19 protein-coding genes and 4 tRNA genes are annotated in these 24,727 nt (G+C 74.5%); 9 read left to right on the forward strand and 14 right to left on the reverse strand.

The window, feature by feature from the left end; translation table 11 throughout:
• Window positions 1-22: 22 nt before the first annotated feature.
• From OU787_RS15300 to OU787_RS15310, 3 genes are all read right to left on the reverse strand, one after another.
• Window positions 23-98, reverse strand: a tRNA-Arg gene (locus OU787_RS15300).
• A gap of 34 nt (window positions 99-132) precedes the next feature.
• Window positions 133-208 (reverse strand) — tRNA-Arg (locus OU787_RS15305).
• Window positions 209-393: 185 nt separating this feature from the next.
• A tRNA-Ser gene (locus OU787_RS15310) sits at window positions 394-484 on the reverse strand.
• 201 nt (window positions 485-685) lie between these two features.
• Here OU787_RS15310 and OU787_RS15315 point away from each other — a divergent pair.
• Window positions 686-4,021 carry a PAS domain-containing protein gene (locus OU787_RS15315; protein ID WP_268659660.1) on the forward strand — a complete coding sequence of 1,112 codons (3,336 nt, stop codon included), beginning with the start codon at window positions 686-688 and terminating at the stop codon, window positions 4,019-4,021.
• 7 nt (window positions 4,022-4,028) lie between these two features.
• Here the strand turns inward: OU787_RS15315 and OU787_RS15320 are convergent, their stop codons facing one another.
• Entirely contained in the window at window positions 4,029-5,504 is a 1,476-nt protein-coding gene (locus OU787_RS15320) for a sensor histidine kinase (protein ID WP_268659661.1), read from the reverse strand.
• Window positions 5,505-5,511: 7 nt separating this feature from the next.
• On the reverse strand, window positions 5,512-6,189 hold the full coding sequence (locus OU787_RS15325; protein WP_030457479.1) for a response regulator transcription factor: 678 nt from the start codon (window positions 6,187-6,189) through the stop codon (window positions 5,512-5,514).
• A 134-nt stretch (window positions 6,190-6,323) separates the two neighbouring features.
• Between OU787_RS15325 and OU787_RS15330 the strand changes: the two genes are divergently transcribed.
• Complete coding sequence (locus tag OU787_RS15330) at window positions 6,324-7,070, forward strand: hypothetical protein (RefSeq protein ID WP_268659662.1); 747 nt, start codon at window positions 6,324-6,326, stop codon at window positions 7,068-7,070.
• Between the two features lie 116 nt (window positions 7,071-7,186).
• On the opposite strand, the gene OU787_RS15335 is transcribed toward OU787_RS15330, so the two are convergent.
• The 3 genes from OU787_RS15335 to OU787_RS15345 all read right to left on the reverse strand — a co-directional run bounded on the left by OU787_RS15335 (window position 7,187) and on the right by OU787_RS15345 (window position 10,952).
• Complete coding sequence (locus OU787_RS15335; protein WP_268659663.1) at window positions 7,187-7,774, reverse strand: DUF4396 domain-containing protein; 588 nt, start codon at window positions 7,772-7,774, stop codon at window positions 7,187-7,189.
• Between the two features lie 121 nt (window positions 7,775-7,895).
• Window positions 7,896-9,569, reverse strand: a complete 1,674-nt coding sequence (locus tag OU787_RS15340; protein ID WP_268659664.1) for a long-chain fatty acid--CoA ligase — start codon at window positions 9,567-9,569, stop codon at window positions 7,896-7,898.
• A gap of 285 nt (window positions 9,570-9,854) precedes the next feature.
• The gene (locus OU787_RS15345) at window positions 9,855-10,952 is read right to left on the reverse strand and encodes a DUF1906 domain-containing protein (protein ID WP_268659665.1); all 1,098 of its coding nucleotides are present in this window, start codon (window positions 10,950-10,952) and stop codon (window positions 9,855-9,857) included.
• 287 nt (window positions 10,953-11,239) lie between these two features.
• On the opposite strand from OU787_RS15345, the gene OU787_RS15350 reads away from it, so the two are divergent.
• Entirely contained in the window at window positions 11,240-12,103 is an 864-nt protein-coding gene (locus tag OU787_RS15350; RefSeq protein ID WP_268659666.1) for an EamA family transporter, read from the forward strand.
• 244 nt (window positions 12,104-12,347) lie between these two features.
• Here OU787_RS15350 and OU787_RS15355 read toward each other — a convergent pair whose 3' ends face one another.
• Both OU787_RS15355 and OU787_RS15360 read right to left on the reverse strand, forming a co-directional pair.
• Complete coding sequence (locus tag OU787_RS15355) at window positions 12,348-12,680, reverse strand: hypothetical protein (protein ID WP_030457484.1); 333 nt, start codon at window positions 12,678-12,680, stop codon at window positions 12,348-12,350.
• Window positions 12,681-13,283: 603 nt separating this feature from the next.
• Window positions 13,284-14,648, reverse strand: coding sequence for an FAD-binding oxidoreductase (locus OU787_RS15360; protein ID WP_268659667.1), 1,365 nt, complete (start codon window positions 14,646-14,648; stop codon window positions 13,284-13,286).
• Window positions 14,649-14,758: 110 nt separating this feature from the next.
• Here OU787_RS15360 and OU787_RS15365 point away from each other — a divergent pair, with 110 nt between their 5' ends.
• Window positions 14,759-14,980, forward strand: coding sequence for a hypothetical protein (locus OU787_RS15365; RefSeq protein ID WP_268659668.1), 222 nt, complete (start codon window positions 14,759-14,761; stop codon window positions 14,978-14,980).
• A 106-nt stretch (window positions 14,981-15,086) separates the two neighbouring features.
• Here OU787_RS15365 and OU787_RS15370 read toward each other — a convergent pair.
• Window positions 15,087-15,172: transfer RNA gene (locus tag OU787_RS15370), tRNA-Ser, on the reverse strand.
• 63 nt (window positions 15,173-15,235) lie between these two features.
• The gene (locus tag OU787_RS15375; protein WP_268659669.1) at window positions 15,236-16,945 is read right to left on the reverse strand and encodes a S1C family serine protease; all 1,710 of its coding nucleotides are present in this window, start codon (window positions 16,943-16,945) and stop codon (window positions 15,236-15,238) included.
• 398 nt (window positions 16,946-17,343) lie between these two features.
• On the opposite strand from OU787_RS15375, the gene OU787_RS15380 reads away from it, so the two are divergent.
• On the forward strand, window positions 17,344-18,723 hold the full coding sequence (locus OU787_RS15380; RefSeq protein WP_268659670.1) for a purine-cytosine permease family protein: 1,380 nt from the start codon (window positions 17,344-17,346) through the stop codon (window positions 18,721-18,723).
• A gap of 55 nt (window positions 18,724-18,778) precedes the next feature.
• Here OU787_RS15380 and OU787_RS15385 read toward each other — a convergent pair whose 3' ends face one another.
• Window positions 18,779-19,810 (reverse strand): medium chain dehydrogenase/reductase family protein, encoded by a 1,032-nt coding sequence (locus OU787_RS15385; RefSeq protein WP_268659671.1) that lies wholly within the window; start codon window positions 19,808-19,810, stop codon window positions 18,779-18,781.
• Between the two features lie 208 nt (window positions 19,811-20,018).
• On the opposite strand from OU787_RS15385, the gene OU787_RS15390 reads away from it, so the two are divergent.
• The 4 genes from OU787_RS15390 (at window position 20,019) to OU787_RS15405 (ending at window position 23,608) form a co-directional block, all read left to right on the forward strand.
• Window positions 20,019-20,681 carry a TetR/AcrR family transcriptional regulator gene (locus OU787_RS15390; protein ID WP_268659672.1) on the forward strand — a complete coding sequence of 221 codons (663 nt, stop codon included), beginning with the start codon at window positions 20,019-20,021 and terminating at the stop codon, window positions 20,679-20,681.
• Between the two features lie 167 nt (window positions 20,682-20,848).
• Entirely contained in the window at window positions 20,849-21,661 is an 813-nt protein-coding gene (locus tag OU787_RS15395) for a glycerophosphodiester phosphodiesterase family protein (RefSeq protein WP_051816428.1), read from the forward strand.
• Between the two features lie 400 nt (window positions 21,662-22,061).
• A complete protein-coding gene (locus OU787_RS15400) occupies window positions 22,062-22,556 on the forward strand; it encodes an ATP-binding protein (protein ID WP_268661870.1) in 495 nt (164 codons plus the stop codon).
• Window positions 22,557-22,630: 74 nt separating this feature from the next.
• A complete protein-coding gene (locus OU787_RS15405; RefSeq protein ID WP_030457494.1) occupies window positions 22,631-23,608 on the forward strand; it encodes a DUF5926 family protein in 978 nt (325 codons plus the stop codon).
• A 229-nt stretch (window positions 23,609-23,837) separates the two neighbouring features.
• On the opposite strand, the gene OU787_RS15410 is transcribed toward OU787_RS15405, so the two are convergent.
• Window positions 23,838-24,500, reverse strand: coding sequence for a bifunctional DNA primase/polymerase (locus tag OU787_RS15410; RefSeq protein ID WP_268659673.1), 663 nt, complete (start codon window positions 24,498-24,500; stop codon window positions 23,838-23,840).
• Between the last annotated feature and the right edge of the window lie 227 nt (window positions 24,501-24,727).

Raw genomic sequence — 24,727 nt, forward strand, 5'->3', positions numbered from 1 at the left:
GCGGGAACCCGGGGCCTTCGGCTGGTGCGCTCAGCAGGATTCGAACCTGCAACCTCTTGATCCGTAGTCAAGTGCTCTATCCGTTGAGCTATGAGCGCTCGGACGGCCCCTTGCGGAACCGCGAGCGGAGATTGGTGCGCTCAGCAGGATTCGAACCTGCAACCTCTTGATCCGTAGTCAAGTGCTCTATCCGTTGAGCTATGAGCGCTCGCCCCGGCGGACTGGCCTCCTGGGCGGTGCGGGGACAACATTACATGACCGGCGACCTGGGACGAAATCGATTGCCACCGGCCCCGTCGCCCCCGGCCGGGGCCCTCCGGGCGGCCCCCGGGTGAACTTCCGGCGACAACGCAGGAGCCCCGCCGGCCTGTGACCGACGGGGCTCCCGGTGAGCGGAGGCGGAGGGATTTGAACCCTCGATGGACGGTAAAGCCCAAACCGCATTAGCAGTGCGGCGCCATAGACCGGACTAGGCGACGCCTCCAACACCCGGACCGCGACCGGCACTCCGGCGCGTTCCGTGCGACTGCGATGATGCCACAGCCGACGGCCCCGGCACCAACCACCACAACGATACTGGCCGGGTCGTCCACGGCGCAAAGAAGAATGAGATACTTCCCTCTCCGAGGAGAGCCAGAGCCGCCCGTCGCAGCGGCGGCCCGAAGCCGTGAGGAGACCTGTCGACGTGAGCAGCAGGCCGACCCGAGGCGCTGCTCGCCTCGCCGCGATACTCGATGCACTGCCCGACCCGCTGCTGCTGGTGAACAGCAACGGCACCGTGGTCGACGTCAACAAGGCCGCCGTGGAAAGCCTGCAGGCACCCGGCACCTCGTTGGTCGGGATGGGCGTGCTGGACCTGCTGCCGGAGTTCGACCCTAGTCGGATCCCGGGTTCCATGCGGCCCCCCGCGAGCGAGACCGAGAGCCTTGACCGACCGGTCCGGATGACCGCCCGCCGCACCGACGGCACCGCCTTCACCGTCGAGGTGTCCGGCAACGACTTCACCGACGAGGGCGGCGGGGAGGCGCACGGCTTCCTGTCCTTCAGCACCAACGACCAGGGGCTGCTGCTGCTCCTGGTCCGCGACATGTCGGCCCGGCTCGGGGTCGAGTCCGAGCTGCGCCGCCAGCACAAGCAGACCGAGATGATCCTGCGCGCCGCCGCCGAGGGCGTCCTCGGCGTCGACCTGGAGGGCCGCGTGGTGCTGGTCAACCCGGCCGCCGCGCACATCCTGGACTTCCGGGCCAGCGAGCTCGGCGGCCGCGAACTGCACCCGCTGATCCAGCACTCGCAGCCCGACGGCAGCCCGCTCGCCGCCGAGAGCTCCGCGCTGATGGACACCCTGCACTCCGGCCGCAAGCACCGGATCCGCAACACCGTGCTGTGGCGCAAGGACGGCCGGCCGGTCACCGTCGACCTGACCACCGCCCCGGTCCGGGACGGCGAGCAACTGGTCGGCGCGGTGATGACCTTCACCGACCGCACCCGCGAACTCGCCCTCGCCGCCCGCAACGAGCACCTCACCGCCGTCCTGGAGACCGAGCTCGGCGGGGCCCTCACCGCGCTGCACGGCCGGATCGACGCGCTCGCCGCCGACCCCGCCGGGCAGCTCTGGCCGGAGGCCAACTGGACGCTGCGCCGGCTCGCCGACGAGTGCCGCCGGTTCGGGAAGCTGATCGACGGCGTCCTGGAGCACCAGCGCTTCGAGGCCGCCGCCGACCGCGGCAAGGCCGCCCTCGACCGCGAACGCGTCGGCCTGGACGAGGTCGTGCAGCTCGCCGTCGAACGGGCCGGGGAACTCGTCGGGCCCGGCCGGGTCCGCTACTCGGTGCACGCCGCCGCCGTGAAGGTGCTCGCCGACCGCGAGCGGCTCGCCCAGGCGCTCGCCCACCTGGTGGCCGACGTCAGCGGGGTCACGCCGGTGCCCGAACCCGCCCGGGCCGAGGGCGAGTCCGCCCCCGCCGGGGTCCCGTTCGCCGGGCCCGCGCCGGCCGGCGAGCAGCCCCCGATGGTGGTGCTGGCCGCCGCCCGGCGCGGGGACGTCGCCCGGGTCGAGGTGCGCGGCCCGGCCCGCGGCTCCAGCGCCGTGCACCTGCCGATCGCCCGGGCCGCCGTCCAGCGGCACGGCGGCGTGCTCCAGCGCCACGACCTGCCCGACGGGGCCGGCGCCACCTACGTGGTGGAACTGCCGCTCGACCCCGACGGCGACGCGTCCGGCGGGCCGGACAAGCAGCAGCACGTCCCCAAGGACTCCGACACCGCGATGATCCCGGACCTGCCCGGCCAGCCCGCGCCGGTCGAGCCCCGGCCGGACGGCGACGAGGCCCCCGGCGCGAAGCCGGAGGCCGAGGCGCGCGCCGACGACACCCAGGGGTCCGGCCGGCGCCGGGCCCGGGCGGCCGCGGAGCGCGGCGGCCAGGACGCGCCGGAGCAGCCGGCCCCGCGCGGGCCGATCGCGCTCGGCGCCGGGCCGTCCGCGGACGACACCTCCGGCGGCGGCGCGATCGCCCTCGGGCCGGCCGAGGGTGCCGAGGGCGGCACCCGTTCCGGCCGGCGGGCCCGCCGGGCCGCCGCGCAGGCCGCGTCCGGCGACAGCTCCGGGGCGCTGCACATCCCCGGCGTGCCCGACCCCGGGACGCCCGTGTACCCGGGCCTGGAGAGCGCGCTGGCCGCCTCGACGCCGGAGCCGGTCACCCCGACCGCCCAGCCCACCGGGCGCCGGCGGCGGCTCGCGCTGCCCGCCGACACCGCGCAGAGCGCGGAGGAGGTGACGGCGGTCCTGCCGCCCGTCCCCGCCCTGGACCCGGCCCCGCCGGCCGCGCCCGCCCCGGATGCCGGGGCCGCGCCGGCCGCGCCGTCGAACGGCGCGCTGGAGGTCGCCCGGCCCGCCGCGCCGGCCCTGCCCCCCGCCGCCCCGGACGCCGCCGCCCAGGCCCCCGAGCCGGTCGGCAGCGGGCTCGGCGAACTGCTGCCGCCGCGGCCGATGGGCGGCTTCCAGGCCGCCTTCCCGGCCGCGTTCCCCAACGCCCCGGTGCCGGGCCCCGCGCCCGCGCCCGCGCCGAACGCGCTGCCCGCCGGCGGGAGCACCCCGTCCGCGGTCGACCCGGTGCTGCTGAACGGCCAGCGCCTGAACGGGGCCGCCCCGCAGGGCGAAGGCGGCGGACCGGGGGCGGCCCTGGCGCTGCCCGCCGCGGCCGTGGCGTCCGGCGGCCCGGTCGAGGGGCGCACCCCGCCCCGGCCGGTCGCCGAACTCGCCCCCGCCAAGGACCTCCCGTCGGACGGCCCGCGCCCGCTGCTGGTGTGGCCCGAGCCCGACCCGTCCACCCGGGGCGCGCTGGAGGTCCGGGGCTTCCGCCCGGTCGTCGTCGCCTCCCGCGAGGAGGTGGACGCGCAGGTGCCGCAGGCCCCCGCCGCGCTGTTCGTCGACCCGCTGACCGGGCCGATCACCCGCACCGCGCTGCAGTCGCTGCGCACCGCCGCGCTGGCCGGGCGGGTGCCGGTGCTGCTGGCCGCCGGCCTCGGCCAGGCCACCCGGGACGCCGCGTACGGCGCCGACCCGGCGGTGCTGCTGCGGGCGCTCGCGCCCCGGGACGGCGAGAACCACGCGGCCCGGGTGCTGCTGGTGGAGTCCGACCCGGAGGTCGCGGCGGCGCTGGTGGCCAGCCTGGAGCGGCGCGGCATGCACGTCGAGCACGCCGCCGACGAGAACGAGGCGGTGGCCCGGGCCAGCAGCCTCCAGCCGAACCTGGTGGTGCTGGACCTGCAGCGGATCGAGCGGCAGCACCTCGGCCTGCTCGACTGGCTGCGCGCCAACGACCGCCTGCACCGCACCCCGCTGGTCGTCTACACCTCGGCCGACCTGGACCCGCAGGCCCGGGCCGGGCTGCGCACCGGCGAGAACGTGCTGTTCCTCGCCGAGCGCTCCACCACCGAGGACGTGCAGGGCCGGATCGTCGAACTGCTGGCCCGGATCGGCGCGTTGGGCCAGGTCGTGACGGCGGGCAGCGGCGCCTCGTTCTGACGCTCCGTCAACTCGCCTGTGCAGGTGGCCCGGCCAGTGGGAGGCGGGCCACCAGGCGGGCGCCGTGCGGGTGTTCGGCGACGACCAGGGTGCCGCCGTGGTGCTCGGCCAGGTCCCGGGCGATGGCCAACCCGAGTCCGGCGCCGCCGAGTTCGCGGCTGCGGGCGTCGTCGAGCCGGGTGAAGCGCTCGAACACCCGCTCCCGGTCCGGCTCCGGGATGCCCGGGCCGTCGTCGCGCACCTCCAGCACCAACTCGTCCGCCTCGACGGACAGTTCGACCTCCACCCGGCTCGCGGCGTAGCGCTGGGCGTTGTCGACCAGGTTGGTGAGCAGTCTGGTCAGCCAGGTGCGGCTGCCCAGCACCCGTGCCCCGTCGGCGAGTTCGGCCCGGACCGGGACCCGGTCGGCGATCCGGGCGTCCAGGACGTCGGCGAACAGGACGTCCAGGTCGAGGAGTTGGGTGGCGACCGGGTCGGCGGCGTCCAGCCGGGCGAGCAGCAGCAGGTCCGTGGCGAGGTCCTGCAGGCGGACGGTGTCCTGGAGGGCGTCGGCGAGCAGTTCGGGCCACAGCTCCGGGTCCGGGTGGGCCAGCGCGACCTCCAGTTGGGTGCGCAGCACGGCGATGGGGCTGCGCAGTTCGTGCGAGGCGTCGGCGATGAAGCGGCGCTGGCGCTGCCCCGCGTCCTCCAGCCGGTCCAGGGTGGAGTTGACGGTGACGGCGAGCCGGGAGACCTCGTCGCCGGTGGGCGGCACCGGGACCCTGCGGTGCAGGTCGTGGCCGGTGATCTCGGCGACCTCGGAGCGGATCGCCTCCACCGGGCGCAGCGCCCGGCCGGTGACCCGCCAGGTCACCAGTGCCACCAGGGCCACCAGCAGCGGCAGTCCGACGGCGAGCGCGGCGGCGGCGGTCCGGCCCGCCGCGTCCACCGTGCCCAGGGAGGCCGCCGCGTAGACGGTGAGCTGCCCGTCCGGGCCGGTGACGGACACCGAGACCACCCGCTGCCGCGGGTCGTCGGTCGGCCCGCCGGCGTACAACGTGCCTTCCCCGTCCAGGAGTCGGCGCTTGTAGGGCGGGGCGGGCAGCGGGACCTCGGGCGGTACCGGGGCGTCCGCGCCGAGTTCGCCGGCCAGGTCGGGCGTGGTGGCGACCAGCCGGCCCGTGCTGTCGACCACCTGGACCGACCCGCCGGGCCCGCCGATGATCGGCGGCAGGTGCTGGCGCTCCGCCATCGCGGCGACCTTGGAGGCCTGCCGGACGGCGGTCTGCTGGACGTCGCGGGCCAGGTTGGCGTGCAGCACGCTGAGCAGGGCCAGCGCGGTGCCGCCCAGGGCGAGGGCCACCACGGCGGTGGCGGCGAAGGTCGCCCGGGCCCGCACCGAGCGCGGCACCAGGCGGCGCAGGGTTCTCTTCCGGCCGGCCGCCGCCCGGTCAGCAACCGTCTGTTCAGCCTTCGCCCGGTCAGCCTCCGCCCGGTCAGCCATCGCCCGGTCAGCCACCGTCCACCGCCAGCCGGTAGCCGGCGCCGCGCACCGTGCCGACCGCGCTGCGGCCGAACGGGGCGTCGATCTTCCGGCGCAGGGCGCTGATGTGCACCTCGACGATGTTGGGGTCGCCGTCGAACGCGGAGTCCCAGACGCTCTCCAGGATCTCCCGTTTGGACACCACCCCGCCGGACGCCCGGGCCAGGCACTCCAGCACCGCGAACTCCCGTGTGGTGAGCCGGACTTCGGTGCCAGCCCGGGTGCAGGTGCGGCGGGCCGGGTCGATCGCCAGGTCGCCGAACTCCAGGGTCTGCGGCAGCCGGCGCCCGGTGCGGCGGACCAGGGCGCGCAGCCGGGCGACCAGCACCACGTACGAGAACGGCTTGGAGAGGAAGTCGTCGGCGCCGGTGTCCAGGGCCTCGGCCTCGTCGAGTTCGCCGTCCTTGGCGGTGAGCATCAGGATCGGGGTCTCGTCACCGGCCGCGCGCAGCCGGGCGCAGACCCGGTAGCCGTTCAGCCGGGGCAGCATGATGTCGAGCACGATCACGTCGTAGTCGTGCTCGGTGGCCAGCCACAGGCCCTCCTCGCCGTCGTGGGCGAGGTCGACGGCGAAGCCCTCGGCCCGCAGCCCGCGTTGCAGTGTGGCGGCGAGCCGCCGTTCGTCCTCCACCACCAGTACGCGCATGGGGGACAGCGTCGCAGGCGTCCGGCGGAACGGGGAGGGCGGCTTCAGCCTGGCTTCAGGAGGGCGGCGGCATGCTGGGCGCCCGGCCGGACGGGAACCGTTCCGGCCGCGTTCCCAGGAGGGGGTCCACCCGCATGTCCGAATCCCAGTCGCAGTTCCCGCAGTCCCAGTCCCAGTCCCAGTCCCAGTCCCAGCCGCAGCCGCAGCCCGTGGAGTCGGGGCCGGAGTCGATCGACCTGACCAAGCTGCCCGCCCCGGAGCCGTCGGACGCGGCGGCCGGGCCCGCCCCGGCCCCGGTGGCGTCCCGGCGTTCGCTGCGGCTGCCGGGGCGGCGCGGGGTGCGCTGGGTGCTCGGCGCCGCCGTGGTCGTGGTGCTGGGCGTGGCGGCCGTCGGCACCGGCGTCGCGCTGGAGCGCCACCACGAGCACGGGGTGCCGGTGTTCGACCGGGCCTACGTCGGCAAGGGCCCGCTGGCCGCCCCCGGTGCGCCGAAGGCGCCGGGCGTGCCCGGCAAGGTGGTGGTCCGCGGCGCGGACGGCTCGGTGCAGGTCTTCCCCGGCGCCGGGCAGCTGCCGGAGGGCGCCGCCGGTCTCCCGGGCTTGCAGGGCTTCCGGGGTGTCCAGGGCTTCCAGGGCGGCGACGGCCCGGCCCAGGGCCTCGCCCCGGCCGCGCTGCCCGCCGTCCCCGCCGACCAGGCCGTGGCCAAGGCCGCGGCGGCCGTCCCGAACGGCAAGGTCGACGCCCTCGCGGTGGTCGGCCGGGAGGGCGGCGGCAGTTCCTGGTCGGTAGAGGTGCTCGGCCCGGACGGCGTCCGCCACCTGGTGACGGTGGACGGCACCGACGGGTCGGTCACCGGGAACACCGTCGCCGCCGGGCGCTGAGTCGGCGCCCGGCGGCGCGGCCGGAGTCGGTGCGGGTCGGGGTCAGCGCGGGTCGGTTCGGGTCGGAGTCGGCGCAGGTCGGGGTCGGCGCGGACCGTAGTCGGTGCGGGCCGGGGTCAGTGGTAGGCGTGGACCACCGCGTGGCCCCGGCCGCGGCCGATCAGCCAGCGGTTGACCGGGACGGTGACCAGGAAGGCCAGCACCAGGGAGCCGGCCAGCGACAGCCAGAACAGCAGCTGGCCGAGACCCGCGTCCATCGCCCCCGGGACGGCCACCATGACGCCGTTGTCGATCAGCTCCATGACGATGATCGACACGGTGTCGGCGGCCAGCGCGACCTTCAGCGCCTCCCGGAAGGGCAGGCCGGCCTTCAGCACGCCGCGCATGGTCAGCGCGTAGCCGAACACGAAGGCGAGCGCGATCGACAGCACCACGGTCGCACCGTTGTGCAGGCCGAAGCCGACGCCGATCACCTGGCCGAGCACCTCGCCGATCGCGCAGCCGGTGAGGCAGTGCAGCGTCGCCTGCGCGGCGGTGCGCCAACTGCTGCCGCCGCCGTGGTGCTGGTGCGCGTGGCCGGTGTGCTGCGCGTGCTGCTCGCTGTGGCCGGTGTGCTGCGCGTGGTCCGGGTGGTGTGCGTGCTGCTGCTCGTGGTGCGCGTGCTGCGCGGGGTGTTCGTGCCCCTGGTGCGCGCTGTGCTCCATGACGGCCCTCCTCGTCCGACCCGGTGGATTCCCCCGGCCACCTGCGGAACGTTATACCCCCCTGGGGTATTCCGAACCGGTTTTCGGGATCTTTCCGGGGAGGGCCGCCCGGCGGTCCGCGTCAGCCCTTGTCGGCGGTCTTGCCGATCACCGTCACGTCGAGGCGGTCGGCCGCGTAGTCCGCGCGGATCACCTTCTTGTCGAACTTGCCGACCGAGGTCTTCGGCACCGCCTCGATCAGCGACCAGCGCTCCGGCAGCTGCCAGGAGGCGACCCGCTCGGCCAGGAAGGCCCGCAGCTCGGGGAGGCCGGCCGTGGCGCCGGGTCGCAGCACCACGGTGGCCAGCGGACGCTCGCCCCACTTCTCGTCCGGGACGGCCACCACCGCGGCCTCGGCGACCTCGGGGTGCGCCATCAGGTGGTTCTCCAGCGCGACCGAACTGATCCACTCGCCACCGGACTTGATCACGTCCTTGGCCCGGTCGGTGAGGGTCAGGTAGCCGTCGGAGGTGATGGTGCCGACGTCGCCGGTGCGCAGCCAGCCGTCGGGGCTGAACTTGTCCTCGGGGGCCTCGGCCGCGTTGCCCGTGCCGCCGAAGTACGCCGCGGCGATCCACGGGCCGCGCACCTCCAGCTCGCCCTCGGCGACGCCGTCGTGCGGCATCACCTCGCCGCCGGGGCCGATCAGCCGGGCCTGCACGGAGGACGGGAAGACGCCCTGGGTGACCCGGTAGGCCCACTCGTCCTCGCCGGTGACGCCGGCCGGCGGGTGGGCGACGGTGCCCAGCGGGGAGGTCTCGGTCATGCCCCAGGCGTGGATCACCCGGATGCCGTGCCGCTCCTGGAAGGCCCGCATCAGGGCGGGCGGACAGGCCGAGCCGCCGATGACGACGGTCTCCAGGGTGGAGGTGTCGTAGTCGCCCGCGTCCAGCTCGTCCAGCAGGCCGGTCCAGATGGTCGGGACGGCGGCGCCGAAGGTCGGCTTGACCCGGTCGATCATCTCGGCGAGCGGCTTGGGCTGCAGGAAGCGGTCCGGCATCAGCAGGCTCGCGCCGGTCATGAACGCCGCGTGCGGGATGCCCCAGGCGTTGACGTGGAACATCGGCACGACCGGCAGCACGGTGTCGCGGGCGGTCAGGCCGAAGCTGGAGGCGGCGATGATCTGCATCGAGTGCAGGTAGATCGAGCGGTGGCTGTACACGACGCCCTTGGGGTCGCCGGTGGTGCCGGAGGTGTAGCAGAGCGCGGCGGCCTGCTTCTCGTCGATGTCGGTCTGCCACGGGTAGTCGGCCGGCCGGCCCGCGATCAGCTCCTCGTAGTCGTGCACCGTCCCGCCGAACCCGGCCAGCAGCGCCGGGTCGTACGCCCCGGACACCACGATGTGCTCGACGGTGCCGGCCAGCTGCGGCAGCACGGCGGCCAGCAGCGGGAGCACCGTCCCGTTGACGATGACCACCCGGTCCGCGGCGTGCTTGACGATGTAGACCAGCTGGTGGGCGGGCAGCCGCAGGTTCAGGGTGTGCAGCACCGCACCCATGGACGGTATCGCCAGGTACGCCTCCTGGTGCTCGGTGTTGTTCCACATCAGCGTCGCCACGACGCTGCCGTCGGTCACCCCGAGCTCGTCGCGGAGGGCGTGCGCGAGCTGTCCGGCGCGGGCGCCGATCTCGGCGAAGGTCCGCACCACCGGGCCGTTCTCGGTCCAGGTGGTGACGGTGGACCGGCCGTGGATGGTGGAGCCGTGCTGCAGAATCCGGGCAACCGTGAGCGGAACGTCCTGCATCGTGCTGTACACGCGGGTCCTCCTTGACCGGCCGGCGCGTTGCTACCCGCAGGTAGCAAGCGATTTCTCCGATTGTTTCCCCGGCGCACCCCCGCTGTCAGTAGTCGCAACCGAGATGAGACCGACCCCTCCCCCGCAGGTCGCGGGGCGTGTCCGGCCGGGTCCGGGGCGTGGCAGGGCACGGCGGGCGCGATGGGGCGCGGTGGGGCGCGTCCACCCGGCCGCGCGCCCGTTCGTTCGTCCGCTCGCCCGTTCGTTCGTGCGTCCGTTCGGTGCCACTGTTCGCTTCCTACCCGCTCAGCGGGCGACCGGACCGTCCACCTGGTTGCGGTCGACGGCCAGCGCGGCGCCGCCGTAGCTCTCCTGGGCGTTGCCGTGGTGCTGGTGGATCCGGGCGTGGTCGGCCCACAGGTCGTCGCCCAGCCGGCCCGCGCCGTCGGTGGTGGTGGCCCGGTCGTCCCAGTTGGCGTACCAGACCGCGTCCGGCAGCGGCCCGCTGCCGGCCCGGGCGGCGGCGGCCAGGTCGGCCACGCCCGAGTTGGTGGAGGAGTAGAAGCCGGAGCGGAAGCCCGCCCCGTGCAGCGCCTGCGTCCAGCCGACGGTGAAGTCCATCACCGCCTGGCTGCACGCCGAGTCGCCGTGCGGGTACGCCTCGACGTCCAGGTACACGGGGGTGCCGACGCGCAGCCCGAGGCCTTGCACCGCGCGCACCGCCTCGGCCGCCTCCTCCCGGCCCTGCTGCACCGCCTGCGCCGGGTCGATCCGCTGCGTCTTGCCGCCGGCCGCCATGCACGGGGCCTGCCGCCCGACGTGGGTCGGGATCAACTGCCAGCCCATCTCCCGGACCTCGCGCACCCAGTCCGCGGTCAGCCGGGACTGGCCGCAGGCCCGCTGCCGCCCGCTGGTGTAGATCCCGACCGCGCCGTACGGGGAGGTGCCCCACCAGGCGCGCATGGTCTCCACCGGCGGCGCGGAGCAGGCGTCGAACCCGGCACCGGTGAACACCTCGGCGGGCAGCGGCTCCCGGCGCGAACGCAGCGGGTCGGCCAGCAGCCTCCGGCGCAGGCGGACGGGCGGCGCCCCGGCAGCCGTCCGACCCTCGGTCAGCGCGGCGGCCTGGTGGGCCACGGCGGGCGCCGCCTGGGCGGGGAGCTGCTGGGCGGAGAGCTGTTGGGCGGGGAGTTGCTGGGCGGTGGGGGCCGGGTCGAAGACGGGATCGCGGGCAGGGCCGGGGACGAGGGCGGGATCGAGGGCAGGGCCGGGAGCGGTTCGGGCCAGGACCCGGGCGGGGGCGGCCGCCGGGCCGGCCGTCGGCATTCCGACGACCGCCTGGTCGGTGGCGAGCAGCAGGACGAGTGACGCGGCCGTCAGGGCCGCCGGGCCGAGGTAGCGCATCTTCCAGGACTACTGACGGGCCGTCAGGAGCCCCGGCAGGACACGCCGTCGCCGTCGCCGGGTCACCCGGGTGGCCCCGCCGGGCCATCCGCCGGTAACCGGCTTTGACCATTTGCACTCCTTACGACAGACTCGATCGCATGCCAGGCACGCCCCTCACCGTTGAAAGCACAATCGAACTCCCGGCAGTCGCCTCCGTTTCGAAGGCCGATACCGGTTCCCGTCGAGCCCGGGCGAGCGGTCTGCGACGACCGGACGCCCGGCGGGTGCGCGGGGTCCGGCAGCGGGTGGGGCGCGTTCCGGCCCCGGTGCTGTGCCTGGTGTCGATGCTCGCGGTGCAGCTCGGGGTGGCGGCGTCCAAGCCGCTGTTCGGGGTGTTGGGGGTGGCGGGCGCGACCTTCCTGCGGATCTCGTTCGCCGCCGTCGTGCTGCTCGCCGTCACCCGGCCCCGGCTGCGCGGCCGCAGCCCGCGCGACCTGGCGATGGCCGGGCTGCTCGGCGTCGCCTCCGCCGGGATGACCCTGCTGTTCGCGGGCGCCGTCGACCGGCTGCCGATGGGCACCGCCGCCACCATCGAGTTCCTCGGCCCGCTGGCCGTCGCCCTGGTCTTCGCCCGCCGGGCCGGCCACGTGCTGTGGGCGGCACTGGCCGCCACCGGGGTCGCGCTGCTCACCCTGCTGGGCGGCGACGGCGGCTCCGGCCCCGGCGGCCTCGACCCGGTCGGCCTGGCCTGCGCGTTCGGCGCGGCCGCCTGCTACGCGGGCTACATCCTGTTCACCGACAAGGTCGGCGCGGCCTTCAAGGGCTTCGAGGGCCTGGCGGTCTCGTTCACCATCGGCACCGTGGTGCTCGCCCCGTTCGGCGCCGCCGAGGCCGTGCACGGCCTGTCCGGATCCGACTCCCCCGCCCTGCTGCTGCTCGCCGTCGCGGGGGTCGCCCTGCTCTTCCCGGTGCTGCCGTACGCGCTGGAGATGACCGCGCTGCGCCGGATGTCGCAGCGGGTGTTCAGCGTGATCGTCAGCCTCGACCCGGCGGTCAGCGCCCTGGTCGGCCTGCTGGTGCTCGGCCAGGTGCTGGGGCTGCCGCAGCTGCTGGGCATCGGCTGCGTGGTCGCCGCGAGCGTCGGGGCGACGCTCACCGCACGCCGCTGACCCGGCCGCCTTTCCCCGCCTCCTTTCCCTTCCCCGCCCCCTTCCCCGCCCCCTTCCTCATCTTCCGGAACGCGCCTCGGGGGCGCGGCGGCCGCCGTAGCGGCACCGCGCCCCCGAGGGGTTTCGATCGTCGTGCGCTGTACGCCCCGAGGCGGTGACCCTTTCCACTCCCGGGTGCTCCGGCGGTCCGTGCTCCGTCCGGTCCGGCGCCCCCGCCGGTCCGTCCGCACCTCCCGCCGGGAGGTCAGTACGAGTAGACCGGCGCGAAGACGAAGTTGAAGTTCTTGTTGGACTGGTCGGCGTAGACGACCCCGGTGTTCCCCTTCACCCCGAGGGTGTTGTTCTGGTTCGACGCACCGGCACCGGTCGCCGTCTGCTGGGTGGAGTTGTAGTTGCCGTCGACCGACCCGAAGATGTTTCCGCTGCCGAAGTCCGAGACCACGCTGCTGTTCGAGCCGTGGCCGGCAGCCGCACCGTTGTCGGCCGCCGCGGCACCCGCCCCGGCCAGCAGCAGACCGGCTGCGAGCGGGACGGACGCGACCAGCGCGGCCAAGCGGATGGTGCGGAAGCGCGCCATGGGGATTCCCTCCGTTGGTTCTTGCCAGGTATTGCGAGATGGAAAAAGTGCTTCCGGAGTTCGCGGCCAGACGAGGCTCCGGGGGCTGCGACGCCGAGGAACAGACTTCCGCAACAAATCGACAAAGCACCAGCATCGCTGAGCCTTTTCCCCCATTAGCGTGACGCGGTGGCATCGGCGCATAATCCCCGTCCGATCGGTTCGTCGGCAGACACACCGCCTGCGAGCTGGCTGTTCGCCCGGACGGCGGCGTTCCGGCCCCCGTCCGGGCGGGGGCGTGACGGGCCGCTTTCCGGCGAGTCGCGCGATCCCCGGGGCGTGCGAACGGTCCGTCCACGCCCCGTCAGGGTCGCGTGACCGCGCAAAGTCGATATTCAGCCACTTCCGAAATTCCTCATACCATCCGGATGCCACATGATGATGGTCGGTTCAACGGCAGGAGAATTTCCCGACCATCATCTTGTGACGATCGGTCAATATCCCGCCCGGCTCGGCGGTGACCACCCTCCTGGGTCTTCCCGGCCTCCCGGCCCCGGCTTTCCGAGCGTCCCGAGCCCTCGAACCCCCCGAGCCCCCGAACCCCCCGAGCCCCCGAGCCCCGGGTCAGAGCACCTTCCCCGGGTTGAGGATGCCCAGCGGATCGAACGCCGCCTTGATCCGGCGCTGCAGCTCCAGCCCGACCGGGCCCAACTCCCGGGCCAGCCACTCGCGCTTCAGCAAGCCGATGCCGTGCTCGCCCGTCACCGTCCCGCCCAGTTCCAGGCCGAGCGCCATGATCTCGTCGAAGGAGCTGCGGGCCCGGGCCGCCTGCTCCTCGTCCTTCGCGTCGAAGATCACCACCGGGTGGGTATTGCCGTCGCCCGCGTGCGAGACCACGCCGATGGTCAGCCGGTGCCGGTCGGCGATCTCGGCGACGCCGTTCAGCATCGCGGCCAGCGCGCTCCGCGGCACCGCCACGTCGTCGATCATCGTGGTGCCCAGGCGCTCCAGCGCCGGCAGCGACAACCGCCGTGCCTGCAGCAGCAGTTCGGACTCGGCCCGGTCCTCGGCCGGCACCACCGCGGTGGCCCCGGCGGCGGTGCACAGCGCCGCCACCTCGGCCAGCCGCTCACGCCGGTCCGAGCCGTCGAAGGCGACCAGCAGCAGCGCCCGGGTCGACTCCGGCAGGCCCATCCGCGCCATCGCGTTCACCGCCCGGACGGTGGTGGCGTCCATCAGCTCCATCAGCGAGGGCGCGTGCCCGGCCGACATCACCTCGCACACCGCGTGCCCGGCGGCGTCCACCGAGTCGAACTCCGCGGCCAGCACCAACTGCGGCCCCGGCGCGGGCCGTAGCGCCAGCACCGCCTCGACCACCACGCCCAGGGTGCCCTCCGAACCGACCAGCAGCCGGGTCAGGTCGTACCCGGCGACGCCCTTCGCGGTGCTCCGCCCGGTCCGCAGCAGCTGCCCGTCCGCCAGCACCACCTCCAGGCCGAGCACGTACTCGCTGGTCACCCCGTACTTCACGCAGCACAGGCCGCCGGCGCCGGTGCCGATGTTGCCGCCGATGGTGCAGGACTCCCAACTCGACGGGTCGGGCGGGTAGGAGAGCCCGAGGGCCTCGGCGGCGCGGGACAGCTCGGCGTTGACCACCCCCGGCTGCACCACGGCGATCCGGTCCACCGGGTCGAGACGCAGGATCCGGTTCATCCTGGTCAGCGACAGCAGGATGCAGCCGTCCACCGCGTTCGCCCCGCCCGAGAGCCCCGTCCGGGCCCCCTGCGGCACCACCGGCACCCGCAGCTCGGTCGCCGTCCGCAGCACGAACCGCACCTGCTCCACCGTCTCCGGGAACACCAGCACCGCCGGCTCACCCACCGCACAGAACCCGGCCGTGTCCCGCGCGTACGCGGCCGTCACGTCCGGATCCACCGCGACCGCCCCCTCCGGCAGCCCCGCCCGCAACCGCTCGACCAACCCGCCCACGGCAACCTCCACTCGCCTCGTCCCCACGCCCCTCCCCTCCCCCGCCCCCGGCCGGACAACCGCCCACCGGCCCTGTCGCACTGTCGGTCCGCTCCGGCACCCTGGTACCCATGCGCGCACCCCGGATCCAGTGCCCCGACTGCGACCGCCCGGTCGCCCTGATGCCCACCCGCCGCACCGGCTACGGCGTCATCCACGACCACAAGCGCGACCGCCGCTCACTCAGCCTCTGCACCGGCAGCATGCGCCAACTCCCGCTCAGCGAAGCCACCCTGTGGCAGGACGCCCTCCCCGGCCTCCCCGCCCAGGACGGCCCGCCGACCCTGTTCTGACCCGCGCCCGAGCACGGCACCGCGGGGCCGGGATCCGGGAACGACTCAGGGCGGGTACCGGAGACTCTCCGGTACCCGCCCTGATCTGGGGTTTCACCCACCTGCGCGGAGGGTGTGGGATTTGAACCCACGGTGGCGCGAAGCCACGACAGTTTTCAAGACTGGTCCCTTAGGCCGCTCGGGCAACCCTCCTCGGCGGAGGCCAGCCTAACGGGTCGGGGCCGCTTGGGTGCACACCGTTTCGGAGGGGAGGGGTCAGTTGTCGCCCTTGCGTTCGCCGAGGGTGACGGTGGTCTTGGCGGTCTTGCCGTCGCGCTTGTACTCGACCTCGACCTTCTCGCCGGGCTTGTGCGTCCAGATCTCGCTGACCAGGGTCGGGCCGCTGTCGATGGCGATGCCGCCGAGCTTGGTGATGACGTCGCCCGGCTTGAGGCCAGCCTGGTCGGCGGGGCCGCCGGGGGTGACGGCCTGCTGGCCGCCCTGGCCGCTGGTGGCGATCTGGGCGCCGTCGCCGGTGTACTTGTCGTCGCGCAGGACGCCGAGGATCGCGTAGACGGGGGTGCCGTCCTTGATCAGGGTCTGGGCGACCCACTTGGCCTGGTTGATCGGGATGGCGAAGCCGAGGCCGATGGAGCCGGCCCGGCCGCTGCCGCTGGTGTTGGACTGGATCGCCGAGTTGATGCCGATCACCGAACCGGAGGCGTCGAGCAGCGGGCCGCCGGAGTTGCCGGGGTTGATGGAGGCGTCGGTCTGCAGGGCGTTCATGTAGGACGTCTGGGAGTTGTTCTCGTCGCCGGAGGCGACCGGGCGGTCCTTGGCCGAGACGATGCCGGTGGTGACGGTGCCTTCGAGGCCGTAGGGGGCGCCGATGGCGATGGTCGCGTCGCCGATGGCGACCTTGTCGGAGTCGGCCAGCGGCAGCGGGACGAGCTTGTCGGTGGGCGGGTTGTCCAGCCGGACGACCGCGACGTCGTAGCCCTTGGCCTGGCCGACCACCGAGGCGCTGTACGAGGAGCCGTCGGAGAACTTGACGGTGAGCTTGCCGCCGTTGGCGGCGGGGGCGACCACGTGGTTGTTGGTCAGGATGTGGCCCTCGGTGTCGAAGACGAAACCGGTGCCGGTGCCGGACTCGCTGGAGCCCTCGGCCTTGATGGTGACGGTGGACGGCAGCGCCTTCGCGGCGATCCCGGCGACGGACTCGGGGGCCCGGTCCAGGTTCTGGTGGGTGTTGCCGACCGCCACGGTGGTGCTGTTGCGGCTGGCGCTGCTGCCGCCGCCGTTCTTGTCGTTGTTGGTGACGGAGGCGCCGATCGCGCCGCCGGCCAGGCCCGCCACCAGGGCAACGGCCGCGACCAGGGCGACCAGCGAGCCGCGCTTGCGCTTGCCGGAGCCGCCGTCGCCGGGCTGCGGCGCGCCCCACGGCTCACCGGGCCCGCCCGCGCCGCCGGCGGTGTCGCCGCCGGACGGGTGGCCCCAGCCGCCGACCGGGTGACCGGCCCCGAACGGGTGCTGCGGCTGCTGGGGGCCGGCCGGGCCGCCGGGCGCGCCCGGGGCCTGCTGGAGCAGCGGCGCGGGGGCGACGGCCGGGTTGACCGCGGTCTGCGCCTCGTCCGGGCGGGCGAACGGGCCGGCCGGTTCGACGAACGGGCCGGACGGTTCGGCGACCGAGCCGTACGGGTTCTGGAAGGGCGGCGGCGCGTCCACCGGAACGGCGGGGGCCGCCGGGGCGAGCGGGGCGGCCGGGGCGGCCGGGGGCAGGTCGGGCACCTTGCCGAGCTGAATGGTCTGCTCGACCGGCGCCGGAGCCGGGGCGGCGGCCGGGGCCTGGGGCAGCACCGGCGGCGGGGCGTCCAGGTAGGCAGGGGCGGGGGCGGGCGTACCGGAGCCGGCGGCCACCGCCTCGGTGCCGGCGGGCGCGGCGGCCGTCTCCGGCGGGGTGGTACCACTCGCGTGCTCGGTGCTCACGGACGACCTCCATCGCTGAACAGAACCTTCGGTGGCGAACCGCGGCGCTGGGGGCACGGCTCGCAACCTCGGTGCACAGTTTTTCCTATACCGGATTCGGACACCGTAAGCGGGCCCCTGAAGAAATGATGAGAAGCCTTAGCCCGCCCTGACATGCACATCGATGGTCCCCGCGGCGCGGTCCCGCGATGCGGACGCCCCTCCCCCTGGCCTTGGCGTTCCTCCGTCCGGAGGCTAGCCTGTCGCTTCTGTAAACCGAAGAACGTCGCGGGAGCTTGGACCAGCCAGGCTGAGAGTGCGCCGGTTCGACCGTGGGCATGGCGGTGACGCCACCACGGGCGAGGGGGCGCTGACCGCCGGAACCTGTCCGGGTAATGCCGGCGTAGGGAGTATCGGCCATGACGGCTGTTCCGTCTGCCCAGTTGTCCGACCGTACCGCCGAGGCGCGGTCCGAGGCCCCGCTGACCCTCGACACCGCGCCGCCGCGCACCCTGGACTTCCGGGCGCTGTTCGCGCTGTGGGCCAACCTCGGGGTCAGCCTGATCGGCTTCACCAGCGCCGCGACGGTGCTCGGCGAGCAGGGCCACGAACTGGGCTTCACCGCCGCGGTGACGGCGATCGTCGCGGGCACCGCGATCGGCACCGCGATGCTGGCGGTGGCCGCCCTGGTGGGCGCCCGGACCGGCGCACCGGCGATGGCGGTGCTGCGCGGCCTGTTCGGCACCCGGCTGTCGTACGTGCCGACGGTGCTGAACATCGTGCAGTGCGTCGGCTGGGGCGTGTACGAGCTGACGGTGATCGCCTGGGGCGCGCAGACCGTGTCGGGCACCGCGGGCTGGCGGTGGCTGTTCGTGCTGCTGGCGGGCGTGCTGACCACGGTGCTGACGATCTGGCCGCTGGGCGCGATCGCGGTGCTGCGCAAGTACGTGGCGGTGGCGGTCGGCGTGGCGATGGTCTACTTCACGGTGCAGTTCGCCCGGGTGGGCTTCCCCGACCCGGGCGCGGGCAACTGGGACGGCTTCCTGGGCGCCACGGACGCGGTGATCGCGGTGTCGATCTCCTTCGTGCCGCTGGCCGCCGACTACACCCGGCACGCGCGCAGCTCGGCGAAGGCGTTCTGGGGGACGTTCTCCGGCTACACGGTGGCCCAGGTGTGGTGCTACGTGCTGGGCGTGGTGGCGCTGCTGCAGTCGGACGGCGACGCGAACCGGATCTTCGAGTCGTTCACCGGCGTGGCCGCGGGCTGGGCGTTCCTGCTGGTGCTGGTGCTGCGGGAGACCGACCAGTCGTTCGCGAACGTGTACTCGACGGCGATGTCGATCCACAACCTGTGGCCGCGGGTGGACCGCCGGGTGCTGACCGGCGGGATCGGCGTGCTGGTGACGGTGCTGGCGCTGCGGATCAAGGAGTTCACCGACTCGTACTACGGGTTCCTCGGCCTGATCGGCTCGGTGTTCGTGCCGCTGTTCGCGGTGCTCGCGGTGGACTACTTCCTCGGTGCGGGCCGGCGCGGCTGGAACCTGGCGCAGGACGCCCCGGCGCGCTGGGTGATGCTGCTGCCGTGGGCGGTGGGCTTCGCGGTGTACCAGTTCCTGGCCCCGTCGAAGATCGGCGGCTGGTGGACCGGCCGCTGGGAGGACCTCCAGCAGCTGGTGCACTTCACCCCGGCGGCGTGGTCCTCGGCCTCGCTGTTCTCCTTCCTGGTCGCGGCGTTGGCCACCCTCGCGGTGACCGCGCTGGAGCGCCCGAAGACGGCGGCGGGCCCGCAGCAGGGCTGACCCGCGTCCGGCGCCGGCCTCCCGTTCACGCCCGCTCGCTCCCGTTCGCTCCCGTTCAGGGGACCAGCACCACCTTGCCGGTGACGGTGCCGGACTCGGCCAGGCGCAGCGCCTCGGCGGCCTCGGTGAGCGGGAGGCGGGCGGCGATCGGCGCGGTGAGCTCGCCGCGCCGCAGGGCGTCCAGGACGGCGGTCAGGTCGGCGCGCAGCCGGGCCCGGAAGCGGGCGGGGCGCAGGGTCCGGCCGGCCCAGATGTTGTAGAAGTGCGCGCGGCGGCCGTTCGGCAGGGCGTTCCACCACCAGGTGCGGGCGAGCACCTTGAGCACCGGCCACTGCTTGGAGCCGGTGTCGTCGCGGGTGGCGGCGCTGCCGTAGGCGACCAGGGTGCCGCCGGGGGCGAGCAGGCGCCAGGAGTCCAGGACGCTGCGGCCGCCGACATGGTCGAAGACGGCGTCGACGCCGCCGGGGGCGAGCCGGCGGACCTGGGCCGGGACGTCGCCGGTGCGGTAGTCGACGGGGGTGACGCCGAGGGCGCGCAGCGCGTCGTGGTGGCGGGCGGAGGCGGTGCCGATCACCTGCGCCCCGGCGGCCAGGGCGAGTTGGGCGAGCAGCAGGCCGACGCCGCCGCCCGCGCCGTGCACCAGGACGGTCTGCCCGGGGCGGACCTCGGCGTGCCGGTGCAGCAGCTGCCGGGCGGTGATGCCGTTGACGACCGCGGTCTCGGCCGCCGCGGGCTCCAGGCCGTCCGGGACGTCGACGGTGTCGGCGGGGTCGAGCAGGACGTGGCTGGCCCAGCCGCCGGTCTTCACCAGCGCGGCGACCCGGCGGCCCGCCAGCGCCGGGTCGGTGCCGGGCCCGGTGGCCGTCACGGTGCCGACCAGGTCGTAGCCCGGGACGAACGGGAACGGCGGCTGGTCGTAGTAGCGGCCGCGGCGCATCTGCTGCTCGGCGAAGGACACGCCGGTGGCCTCGACCACGACCAGCACCTGCCCGGGGCCGGGCTGCGGCAGCGGCGATCGGCGGATCCGCAGGCCCTCCGGCTCGACGATGCCGGGCAGGACGATCTCGACGAGCTGTTCTTCTCGCATGATGGTCTCCCATTCGATAGAGCCACTCACTTGCGTTAGACCCTCTAACAAGAACCGTTGTAACACCACGCTTCCGTGAGAGTCAACAACGAACGCGATAGGGTCTAACGGAAGGAAGAGGGTGCAACGCGTCCCGTGGCGGTACCGCGGCGGCACCGCCACGGCACCGCGACGACGCCCCCGGCGCGGCAGGACGAGAGGAACCCCCATGGAGACCGAGACCGGCACCCCCCGGGAGCGCTACCGCGCCCAGGTCCGCGAGGAGGTCAAGCGGCACGCCCGCGAGCAGATCGCCGAGGCCGGCGCCTCCGCGCTCTCGCTGAACGCGATCGCCAAGCGGATGGGCATGAGCGGTCCGGCGCTCTACCGCTACTTCGCCAACCGCGACGAGCTGATCACCGACCTGGTCACCGACGCCTACCGCAGCCTCGCCCTGGCCCTGCGCGCCCCGGCCGAGGCGGGGGCCGACCTGCCGGCGCTGGCGGCCGCCCTGCGGCAGTGGGCGCTGGCCGACCCGCAGCGCTACTTCCTGCTGTACGGCACCCCCGTCCCGGGCTACCACGCCCCGTCGGAGACCACCGCCATCGCCACCTCGATCATGACCACGCTGCTGGACGCCGCCGTCCTCCACCAGACCCCGGCGGTCGACCCGGGCCCGGCCGACGCCCGCCTCTACACGCACCTGGCGCACCACCACGAGTGGGCCGGCGACCACCCGGCCCCGTCGCACGCGCTGCGCCGGGCGCTGGTGTTCTGGACCAGGCTGCACGGCGTGCTCTCGCTCGAACTGGCCGGGCACTTCACCGGCATGGAGCTCGACGCCGAACTGCTGTACGCCTCCGAGGCGGCGTCCCTCGCCGGCCCGCGCTGACCCGGCCGCCCGCGTCCGCCCGCATCCGCCCCGCCCGCCCGGCCCAGGCCCCGCACAAGCCCAAGCCCGCTCCACCCACCCCCGCCCCGTCCCGCCGACCGGTTGTTCACCCGCCCGCCACCGTGCCGGAGGACGGGCGACATCCGGTGCCGCGTACGGTGGTTCACGTGGACACCCAGCACAGCGCGGCCGGTTCGCCCGCCGCTCCGACCGACCGCACCGCCGTCAAGGTGATCGCGCACCGGGGCTCCTCGGCGGCGCTGCCGGAGCACACCGAGGCGGCCTACCGGCGGGCGCTGGAGGAGGGGGCGGACGGCCTGGAGTGCGACGTCCGGGTCACCGCCGACGGGCAGTTGGTGTGCGTGCACGACCGGACGGTGCGCCGGACCTCGGACGGGCAGGGCGTGGTGTCGGCGATGACGCTGGCTCAGCTGTCCGCGCTGGACTTCGGCTCGTGGAAGCACCCGGAGCGGCCGGAGCCCAGCCCGGTGCTCACCCTGGAGCGGCTGCTGGAGCTGACCGCGGACGCCGGGCGGCGGGTGGAGCTGGCGATCGAGACCAAGCACCCGGTGCGCTACGCGGGCCGGGTGGAGTCCGAACTGCTGCGGGTGCTGGGCCGGTTCGGGCTGCTGCCGGCCGACCCGGCCGAGTCCTCGGTGCGGGTGATGAGCTTCTCCGAGCTGGCCCTGCACCGGGTCCGGCGGGCCGCCCCGGCGGTGCCCCGGGTGTACCTGTGGGAGCGCCGGCTGCCGGTGCTGGGCCGGACCAGGTCGCTGCCGGGCGGCGCCGCGATCGCCGGTCCGGGCATCGAGCTGGTGCGGCGCGACCCGGGCCTGGTGACGGCGCTGCGCCGGGCCGGGCACCGGGTGCACGTGTGGACGGTGGACCGCCCGGAGGACGTCGAACTCTGCCTGGAACTGGGCGTGGAGGCGCTGATCACCAACCGCCCGGCCGAGGTGCTGGCCCAACTCGGCCGCTGAACCGGAACCCCGACCACTCCCGACCGCCCCCGACCGCCCTCGACCACCCCGCCGTCCCATCGCCCGGCCTGCCCGGCCCACCCGGCCTGCCCCGCCCGCCTGCCCGGCCCACCCGGTCCGCCCGGCCCACCCCGCCCGCCCGGAAACCCGGTGGCCTCGACTTCCGCTCCGGTGGCACTCGCCCGCCAATCGCGTGACAGAAATACCGAACGGGGTATTTCCGGAGCCCGTTTCCCGCCGATCACCACCGCGGAACGTGAGACCCCCCTCACCTTTTGCCCGCGCGGCCGGGCAGATGTCGTTAATACCGCCATCGGATCGTCGAACGCCCGTTTCCGGGGCATTACCTGCGGGCATCCATCCCTCGGCAGAAGCTGAAGGAGGTCCGGGGGTGGCGTTGATGGTGGCGCGAGCTGTGCCAGTTCAGGCCGGGTCGACCTCATCGGCCATGGCGGTTCCGCACGGGCCGGCCAGTGTTTCGGCCGCGCGGCGCAGGCTGCGCGGCGATCTCGGTGACCGGTCGATACCGGAAGCGGTGATTGACGACGCGGTGTTGATCCTCTCCGAACTGCTCAGCAATTCCTGTCGGCACGCGAGACCACTGGAAGCGGCCGCGGGCGCCGCCGGGGAGGACGCGGAGAGCGGTACGGTGCTGGTGAGTTGGCAGATGCGCGGCGACGGCCTGCTGACCCTGGAGGTGACGGACGGCGGGGCGAGCACCCGGCCGGTCCCGGCCCGTCCGTCGGTGACGGCGCACGGCGGCCGCGGGTTGAGCATCGTGGGCCGGCTCGCGCAGGACTGGGGCGTGCGGCACGCACCCGGTCAGGTGACGGTCTGGGCGGAGCTCCCGGCGTTCGGGCAGGTCGCGGACGGCGGGCGGCGGCGCAGCGCCTGAGCGGCCGGAACGGGAGGTTCCCGGCGAAGTAGGCTGCCCGGTGCAACGTCCGACGTCCCCGGGAGAGCCGCACCATGGCCAAGAAGGCCGCGAAGAAGCAGCCCAGCCAGTCCACCGCCGTCGAGGGCGAGGTCCCGGTCGTCGGGGCGCGCGAGGCCTGCCCGTGCGGCTCGGGCCGCCGGTACAAGGCCTGCCACGGCCGCCAGGCGGCGCACGCGGTGCAGGAGTTGGTGCACCGCCCGTTCGAGGGCCTGCCGGGCGAGGCCGACTGGGTGGCGCTGCGCGAGCTGGTCCCGGCCGCCACGGTGCCGCTGGTGCTGGCCGCCGGGGTGGCGGACGAGGCGGTCGGCGAGGTCCCGTCGGTGACGCTGGCGACGGTGCTGCCGCTGGCCTGGCCGGCGCTGCGCCGTCCGGACGGCTCGATCCTGCTGGGCCTGCAGACCCAGTCCTCCTCCGGCGACCTGAGCCGTGACCTGGCGGACGCGCTGGAGCTGGCGCTGGCCACCGAGCCGGGCACCCCGGTGCCGGCCCGCCGGACCAACCCGGGCGGCCGCCGCCTGCAGGAACTGCTGGACACCACGGCCGCGTTCGTCCCCGAGGTGCACACCGGCTTCGAGTTCTGGCTGGAGGACGCCGAGTCGGCGACCGGCGAGGTGGCGGCCTCGCTGGAGCGGGCCAACGCCTCGGCGATCCCGACCGAGAAGCTGGCCGGGGTGGACTCCGCGTACTGGTGCGGCACCCCGGACAAGAACCACCTGCGCTGGGTGATGGACGTCCCCGAGGAGCAGTTGCTGGACGCGCTGTCCCGGCTGTCGGCGGCCGGTGACAGCTCGCTGGGCGAGGGCACCAAGCTGGTCGGCTCGTTCCGGGCGCACGGCCTGACCGTCCCGGTGTGGGACCTGCCGCTGGAGATGACCGCCGCGGACGTGGAGAAGCCGGCCGTGGAGTTCGCCGGGAAGCTGGCCGCGGTGCTGGCCGCGCCCGCGCCGCTGACCGCGGAGGAGCGCCGGGCCCGGGCGAACCTGGTGAGCCGTCAGATCACCCTGAACTGACCGGAACTGGCCGCAAGGTGATGTGAGTCACATTTCCGGCCCGGTCAAAGGCCTTTCCGCGTGGACAAATTGGCGCGGAGCCGGATCTTTGTTACTGTTTGAAAGGTCCGACCGCTGGTGCATCCCCCGTCGCCAGCGGTCGGACTTTTCTCGTTTCCGGGCTGCGACTTCCTCACCAGGCACCATAGCTGACGGGACATCATCAAAAAAGCAGGCCCGACGCCCCGGCTCAGCCCTGCGGCAGCGCCACCGCGCTGGCCGTGATCATCCCGCCCAGCAGCGTCCCGACCTCCGGCAGCCACGGCCGCCCCGGCCCCGGCCGGCGCACCCAGTGCATCGCGCCCGCCCCCGTCCGGGACGGCGGCAGCACCAGGTAGCCGCCCGGCCCGTGGTAGCGCAACACCCCCGGCACCCAAGGCCGTTCGGCCAGCAGCCCGCCCAGCTCGGGCAGCGTGTACGGCGCGGTCAGCAGCACGAACCGGCCCGGCGTGCCGAGCACCGGCCCGTACGGGACGCCGGTCTCCTCCAGGTGCCGCAGCAGCCACGGCCCGGCCGGCCGCGGCAGGCTCACCGCGCCCAGCGCCCGCCCGGTCGCCGCCAGCACCGGGGCGCCCGGCGCGCGCCGCTCCCACCACCAGCGCACCATCCGCGGATCGGTGGTCGCCGCCTCCAGCGGCGGGTCGTCCGGGTGCCCGCCCGGCACCGCGCAGGCCCGGTCGCCGCACGAGCAGCGTCCCGCCGCGCCGCGCGGCACCCGGGCCCCCGGCAGCACCGGCCAGCCGCACCCCTCGGCGGCCTGCAGGGCGGCGGCGAGCGCCAGCGAACGGCTCCGGCGGCCCGGCCACCACCGGCCGACGCGCTCCGGCAGCAGCTCTCGGCGGGGTGGGCGCATGGCGGCTCGTTCCTTTCCGCGTCCATCGGGGCGCACGGCACGGTCGGTGCGATCGTCTGATCGTTCGGATCGGCGTGGTCGGGGTGGCGGGCGGTGCGTGTGCGTCTCGGCTACCCGCTGCTGGAACGAGAATCCCCCATACGTCCGGATGGACGCGGCCGGGCGCCCCCCGGTTCCACCGTACGAGTGAGTGCGGGTCGCCCCGGGTGGCACCCCGGCGGCCTGCG

The organism is Kitasatospora sp. YST-16, from assembly GCF_026802215.1.
GTDB lineage: Bacteria > Actinomycetota > Actinomycetes > Streptomycetales > Streptomycetaceae > Kitasatospora > Kitasatospora cineracea.

Coding starts and splice junctions, on each gene's coding strand:
- OU787_RS15365 (WP_268659668.1), top strand. CDS start 14,759: ATGCGCGCACCCCGGATCCAGTGCCCCGACTGCGACCGCCCGGTCGCC.
- OU787_RS15325 (WP_030457479.1), bottom strand. CDS start 6,189: ATGCGCGTACTGGTGGTGGAGGACGAACGGCGGCTCGCCGCCACACTG.
- OU787_RS15335 (WP_268659663.1), bottom strand. CDS start 7,774: ATGGAGCACAGCGCGCACCAGGGGCACGAACACCCCGCGCAGCACGCG.
- OU787_RS15355 (WP_030457484.1), bottom strand. CDS start 12,680: ATGGCGCGCTTCCGCACCATCCGCTTGGCCGCGCTGGTCGCGTCCGTC.
- OU787_RS15400 (WP_268661870.1), top strand. CDS start 22,062: ATGGTGGCGCGAGCTGTGCCAGTTCAGGCCGGGTCGACCTCATCGGCC.
- OU787_RS15390 (WP_268659672.1), top strand. CDS start 20,019: ATGGAGACCGAGACCGGCACCCCCCGGGAGCGCTACCGCGCCCAGGTC.
- OU787_RS15385 (WP_268659671.1), bottom strand. CDS start 19,810: ATGCGAGAAGAACAGCTCGTCGAGATCGTCCTGCCCGGCATCGTCGAG.
- OU787_RS15405 (WP_030457494.1), top strand. CDS start 22,631: ATGGCCAAGAAGGCCGCGAAGAAGCAGCCCAGCCAGTCCACCGCCGTC.
- OU787_RS15320 (WP_268659661.1), bottom strand. CDS start 5,504: ATGGCTGACCGGGCGGAGGCTGACCGGGCGAAGGCTGAACAGACGGTT.
- OU787_RS15410 (WP_268659673.1), bottom strand. CDS start 24,500: ATGCGCCCACCCCGCCGAGAGCTGCTGCCGGAGCGCGTCGGCCGGTGG.
- OU787_RS15345 (WP_268659665.1), bottom strand. CDS start 10,952: ATGCGCTACCTCGGCCCGGCGGCCCTGACGGCCGCGTCACTCGTCCTG.
- OU787_RS15330 (WP_268659662.1), top strand. CDS start 6,324: ATGTCCGAATCCCAGTCGCAGTTCCCGCAGTCCCAGTCCCAGTCCCAG.
- OU787_RS15380 (WP_268659670.1), top strand. CDS start 17,344: ATGACGGCTGTTCCGTCTGCCCAGTTGTCCGACCGTACCGCCGAGGCG.